The following is a 6,698-nucleotide window of genomic DNA, read 5'->3' as shown; positions in this document are numbered from 1 at the left end:
GTAAGCGAAAGAGTTCAGGTCGGTGAAGCTGAGCGCCTGACTCATTTTCTTCAAACCAGCAGGCAATTTGTAGCCCCATTCCTTCAGCAAATTTCAACAGTTCATTTTTTGCTCTTGACGCATCTTGATCATACGTAGAAGCACGTAGATATCCATAAATTCTTATATTTGTCTTCATCGGTGCACTATACATTGGTGTTGTTATGTCGGTGCATTATACATCTGTTTTTCATACTAACTACACTAGATTTCACTTAGTGTAGTTAAGGTAGACTTAAATTGCACCTTTATGTCGATTGAGCACATCACCCCATTATATGATGTCATCTATTTTTACTGGATAAAACATGACTACAATGAAAGAAATTAAATCAGGCCGTATTCAAATTTTGACTGAACAGGAAATTCATGAGCTCTATTCACGTCCAATATTTAATCAAATTGAGCGTGAAGAATACTTTTCATTAGATCCGAGTATGAAAAAAATCCTCACTAAAATGAGCAAAATTGAAACGAAAATATATTTAATTCTTCTGATCGGTTATTTCCGTGCTAAGCCTGTTATTGCTCAATTTAAGCTACGAGAGGTTAAACACGATGTTGACTACATTTATGCGACTCATTTTCCAAATAAAAAACCGAAATATCCCTTTATTGCTAAAAGTACTCGTGCAACATTGATCGCGAAAATGTATGAAATACTCGGTTTTTCGCGGCTATTAAAGCGAGATAAACAAGCTTTGATAGAGCGCTTAAATGATGTTGCAACAATCTGCACATATCCCAAATATATTTTTGATGAATGCCTCGCTTTTTTAGGTCAAAACAGAATAGGACTGGTTGGCTATTCCACTTTACAAAATATAATTACCACGGTTTTAGCTAATGAGAGGCAACGCACCGAGGTAATCCTTTCAAATAGCATGCCTCCAATAATACATAAAAAATTAAAGAAGATACTGCATACAAAAGGGGTATTAAATAGTCTATCTGGCCAACAAGGCGCAGCTAAAGACTTTACACCGACAGAGCTCGCAAGTGAAATTGAAACGCATAATACCATAAAAAGTGTTTATCCCGATGTAAAACGTCTCGTTGGTGAATTAGGTTTATCGTTAGGTAACTTAAGCTATTATGCATCGATTATTCGGCATCAATCGATTTATAAAATTCGCCGATTCCCCGAATGGCAAGGGATGTTATATTTGGTTTGTTATTTATTTTTTCGTTACCAAGAAACCAATGATAAATTGGTAACGGCTTTTTTGTATGTGACTCGGAAACAGAGGGAAGCGGCGAGTACTTCCGCTAAACTACGTATAGCGGAAGAGTTGGAAATTATTCGAGAAAAGTTAACGTATGCGGGTAATGTTTTACAACTCTTTGTTGATGAAACCATCAGTGACGATACCCAATTTGGTGATATTCGTCAAAATGCATTTGCAATGATTTCTAAAGATGAAATACAACTAATAAGCAAACATCTTAATAAAAATAACTTTGATAAAACCCATTATGAGTGGCTTTACATTGATACACAATACAGAAAAATTGCGAATACAATGAGGTCGCTTTTTCTCGCTATTGATATTGAGTGTGAACCTGGGTTGGAATTGCTGTCTTCTCAATTGTTAACAGCAAAGTCAGAACTTCAAAAAGATAAGCACATTTCTACCGTTGATCAGCAATTACTGCTAAAAAATGATAAACCTTTTCTCGTGATAGATGAAAAGGTTAATACACGGAGATTTGAATACTATTTATATCAAAAAGTGGCTCGAATGATTGAAAGTAACAATATTTACATCAACGAAAGCGCCAATAATAAGCGTTTAGACGATGATTTAATTTCAGCCATCGATTGGAAAAAAAGCCCCATTATTATTCAAAAAACAGGGTTAACTCGTCTCAATACGCCGATAGAACAAACGCTTTCGGAATTAACGCAAAAATTGAATGACCAAATGAAGCAGGTTGGACGTAATATTCATGATGGAGCGAATGATTTCGTGACACTTCAGCCACGATCAAACCAGTTAACATGGAAACTGGCGAATAAACGTTGGAAAGATGATCTTGATAACCCCATATACAACCAGCTCCAACATATGGGGATCATTGAAATTATGGACTATGTTCATCAAAACACAGGCTACTTAGATGCGTTTAAAAATATCGCATCAAAAAAGAAAAACACTAAGGCTAAAGAAGGCGATTTACTTGCCTGCATATTTGGAAATGGTTCAAACTATGGTGTTCACCATATGTCATCAATATCAGATCGTGCTATCGGTGTGCTTAGAGCCGTTAATGACGGCTATATTCGACCTGAAACAACGAGTGAAGCCAATGATATGATATCTAATGCTTTAGCAAAACTGCCGATTTTCAACTATTATATGATTAACGAAAGTGCCCCATTCGGGAGTATTGATGGCCAAAAACATGGTTGCCGAATCAATACATTTAAAGCCCGATTTTCAGCCAAATACTTCCGAAAAGGGAAAGGCGTATCCGCACTTACATTAGTTTCAAATCATGTACCAATCAACACGAAAGTGATTTCAGCCAACGAATATGAAGCGCATTACGCATTTGATTTACTGTATAATAATACCTGTGATATTCAACCCAAAACATTAGCCACGGACACGCATGGGGTTAATAACGTTAACTTTGCTATCCTTGACCTCTTTGGGTATCAATTCGCCCCTCGATATGCAAAATTTAAACACGTTTTTAATGAATTGTTTGAAATTGAGCTTGATGAAGTCGTTTCTCTGAAACTTAAAAAATCGCTCAATTTATCACTCATTCAGGAGGAGTGGGAAAATATTCAATGGATAATTTGTTCATTAAGCCGTAAAACGACAACACAAAGCACGGTGATTACTAAGCTTTCTAACAGTAAGAAAAACAATCGCACCTTAGCGGCTCTTCGTGAATATGACAGATTAATTAAGTGCTTATACGTTCTCGATTATGTTGATGACAAAATGCTCAGGCAGTTTGTCCAGCAAGCACTTAATCGGGGTGAGGCTTACCATCAATTACGGCGTGCAATCGCATCAATTAATGGTAATCAATTTAGAGGCGGCGATGATTACCAGATAGAACAATGGAATGATTGCGCTCGTATCATTGCTAACTGCATTATTTATTATAATTCCGCATTATTATCCAGTTTGATTGAAAAATTTGCGCGTGAAAATAATCAAGAAGCAGTAAATATGATAGCTGAGTTATCGCCTGTCGCATGGCAGCATATACAGTTGGCCGGTAATTACACCTTTGGCCTTAAAAAAGATAATATTGTTCTGGAAAGATTACTGGAAAATTTAGATCCTCTCATTTCAGAAGAATCATTAAGCTTAGCGGCATAGTCTATCAATAATATTAAAATGCACATCGTCTGTAGCCCTTGGTATCAAAGGGCTATGAGAAAACTTTGGACTTTTCGATGAAATGGGCGCACAACCCCAAATACGATAGAGACCCTTTAGCAGACTTTAATAGCGAAACATATCGTTATTAACTCATTAAACTGTTAATCGAATTAATGATATGACCAGTCCCTCTTTCAACGTTCTATACTTAGAAAAACATCATCAGGGGAACTATCATGGAAAACATTACGCTTATTGGTCTCGATCTGGGTAAAAACTCTTTTCACGTCCATGGCTATTTTGGCCATGGGAAAGCCATTTATCGTAAAAAATTTACGCGAGCTAAGTCGTTTCAGTTTCTGGCTAATTGTCCAGCAACAACCATCGTGATGGAAGCCTGTGGTGGTGCTCATTTCATGGTGCGAAAGCTCACTGAGCTAGGCCACTGTGCTAAATTAATATCGCCTCAATTTGTTCGCCCATTTGTCAAATTGAACAAAAATGATTTTATTGATGCAGAAGCCATTTGCGAAGCTGCATCGAGGCCATCAATGCGATTTGTTAAACCCAGAACAGAATCTCAACAAGCCATGCATGCTTTGCACTGAGTGAGAGAGTCTTTAGTCAGAGATAGGGTCAAAACGACAAACCAGATGCACGCGTTTTTATTGGAGTTTGGCGTCAGTGCCCAAAAGGCGCAGCGTTAATCAAGGGGTTAACCGAAATTTTAGAGACAAACGAATTTCCGCCTTACCTTGAAAGTTTGCTTCAAAAGCTCCGCGAGCACTATGATTATCTTCTTGAACAAATTAAAGATTTAGAGATTCAATTAAAGGCATCGCTGAACGAAGATTGCACAGGTCAACGCTTACTGTCTATTCCTTGTGTCGGCCCGTTGACGGCAAGCCTACTTTCCACTCATTTAGGTGATGGAAAACAATATGGGGACAGTAGAGAGTTTGCTGCATCAACAGGTTTGGTTCCTCGACAATATAGTACCGGAGGGCGAAACACGCTTTTAGGGATCAGTAAACGAGGCAATAAAAAACTCCGTGCATTATTAGTCCAATGTGCCTGAGTCTATCTGCGAACACTGGCTTATCGATCGGGTAAACTTGCAGATTGGGTCAAGCAATTACTACAGAGAAAAAACAATTTCGTGGTTACCTGTGCGTTGGCCAATAAGCTAGCCAGAATAGCCTGGGCACTTACAACGCGTCAGCAGTCCTTCGATTCAGAATCATCATGACGAAATAATAAAATATTAAACAATGGCTTATCCGGTTTTGCGAAGACTGATTATGGATGATATTAACGGCTAACCGATCTAATGAAAAACCTGTGGTTAGGAATGGCAGCTAAATTGCCGCTCAATTTATAAGGTTCATCAGGCGCGGAACTCATCGAGGCGCGGGCATAAAAGCCCCTTAAGACGCCGGATAGATTTATGCAAGCTAACAATATTATTTAATATCAGTATTGCAAAAACGGGAGTGGTCATAGATTCCTAACCATGGACGTTCATTACATCACCTCCGTTTACGCTGGGTATTGACCATCACCTGTTTACCGCGACGCTGAATAACAGGCTCCGCACTTTCGTGCGACATTTTCCGCTTCATTCTAACTTCACACCAAAATCGCGTTTATCGTCAATGCATTAATAGCAGATTATCATGAAATTTAACCGAAATCACTCGCCCGGAGGGCGGTAGACGGCAAAAAGGATTATAGAGGGGCAATGAAGGTGAGGGCCGTCGAGACCCGCGTGAGCGGTTAAGTGCTGTTTAATACCCCAATCTGCCCCCTGTCCTGGTAGAGCCAAATGATATTAACACCATTATTTAGGTTATTTGTCCCTTTGAAAAACGCAGTGAGACGGGCGAGAGGCAGTGCCTCGAAGAACGGCTGTAGCTGCGCGTTAAGGTGGCCAGAGGCCAGCTTTACGGGGGCAATGGCACAATGTTGACACCCTAATCTGAGCGACAGCCATTTATGGCTTGTAAGCGAAGGCTTTATTGGGTTTATCTCTTTAGAGTGTGCGGCTTGAAAAAGCAGAGCCGCAACTCCTTTTATTTAAAAGGACGTTTAGTTCAGAAACTAAAAACGAATTTAACCATAAAACACGAATACTATTCGAAGTTAATTGCAGAGAATAAATGCATTCGAAGTTAATGGGGTAAATATCCAGCGAAAATGTTCGCACAGTCATCATCGAGATGAATAGTGAGGTTGAGATAACGATTTCACTGTTCAAAAAACACGCTATCCAGATTTAGGGCGAACGAAACCACCGCCAGTCAAGGCGGTAAATTTAGGGGGGATGAATTAGGTGTCGGGCAAGTGTTCCAGATAATGCAGGTAAATAGCCTGCCCTTGAACACTCGGATACAAGGCTTTCATTTGCCGCTCAAAGGCCATGACGGCCGCAATAGGCTGTGTCACCTTCCAGGCTTCAAAGCGACGCCATGCAGAGTGTTCTGCACTTTCTGGTGCTTCCAAACTTTTGGCTAACGCTCTCTTTTCCTTCAAAGCCTTCGCTAAATGTTTTTTCTCTTGTTTGAGCGCTTCATCTTTCCCAACCACGAGGGTTTTAAGCTTGTTGAGCAGGTTGCGAAGTTTGTGCTTAGTCTCCAGTGACGCCACGTTCGCGCGCGCTAGTCGCAACACATGTTGGGCGTAGCGTTTTTGGTAGCTCTCTTTTAATCCCTTTTTTTCCATCCAACGGCTAAAACTGGCGACTACTTCGCGCAGTTCTAATGCGGAAAAGCCGAGCCCGTGAAAAAATTCAGGCCGTATCCAAATCCGCATGGCTTTGTATTGTTTGGCCTCGATATCAAAATCGCGGTCAATGACAATCAGATTAGCTTGTTCCCAATCGCGCAAAGCATGGAGGATGGGGTCATAACTTTTACGACCACTGTCATAACGGTACAACTGACCACACAGCTCCGCCAATTTTTCCACTGAGCACATCACTTCGAACAACGCATCACTTTCGGGGTTGTAATCCGCATAGGCAATCATAGCCATTGCGAGCGCATCAAAGGTTTCGCGACGCTCTGAGCGCACGGATATCCGCTGCTTTCGACTATAACGCAGTTGGTAAATATGGGGATTGCGGTTCCAATCGTGACGCTTTAACGCCGCCGCAAAGCGGCGCACAGGCACCAATTTCGGTAATTGACCTAAAAATCTTGGCGCAAAATGTCGATGAATTTTACCAATAGAACTGGTCATCACCGTCCTTTTTATATTATCCATCCTTTTTTGCGCTTATGTAGCACATAAGGAGTTGAATTTTGTTTTGCA

General features: G+C 40.3%; 3 protein-coding genes and 1 pseudogene. 2 read left to right on the top strand and 2 right to left on the bottom strand.

Going from position 1 to position 6,698, the window contains the following annotated elements:
• A partial coding sequence (locus ACLPIE_RS15785; protein ID WP_430262652.1) for a recombinase family protein occupies positions 1-178 on the bottom strand: 178 nt, incomplete at its 3' end.
• 169 nt (positions 179-347) lie between these two features.
• Here ACLPIE_RS15785 and ACLPIE_RS15780 point away from each other — a divergent pair.
• The gene (locus ACLPIE_RS15780) at positions 348-3,383 is read left to right on the top strand and encodes a Tn3 family transposase (protein WP_071548919.1); all 3,036 of its coding nucleotides are present in this window, start codon (positions 348-350) and stop codon (positions 3,381-3,383) included.
• 239 nt (positions 3,384-3,622) lie between these two features.
• Positions 3,623-4,635 (top strand): annotated as a pseudogene (locus tag ACLPIE_RS15775) (IS110 family RNA-guided transposase).
• Positions 4,636-5,714: 1,079 nt separating this feature from the next.
• Here ACLPIE_RS15775 and ACLPIE_RS15770 read toward each other — a convergent pair.
• Complete coding sequence (locus ACLPIE_RS15770) at positions 5,715-6,626, bottom strand: RepA family replication protein (protein ID WP_430262647.1); 912 nt, start codon at positions 6,624-6,626, stop codon at positions 5,715-5,717.
• Positions 6,627-6,698: the final 72 nt, after the last annotated feature.

The organism is Providencia sp. Me31A (assembly GCF_050487165.1).
In the GTDB taxonomy this organism is placed as follows: Bacteria; Pseudomonadota; Gammaproteobacteria; order Enterobacterales; family Enterobacteriaceae; genus Providencia.
Note: the sequence above shows the minus strand (reverse complement) of the source record. Positions and strands in the feature narration are given on the sequence as shown.

What these genes read in the sequence shown, in the direction of transcription:
- ACLPIE_RS15780 (WP_071548919.1), top strand. Translation starts at nt 348, where the DNA reads ATGACTACAATGAAAGAAATTAAATCAGGCCGTATTCAAATTTTGACT.
- ACLPIE_RS15770 (WP_430262647.1), bottom strand. Translation starts at nt 6,626, where the DNA reads ATGACCAGTTCTATTGGTAAAATTCATCGACATTTTGCGCCAAGATTT.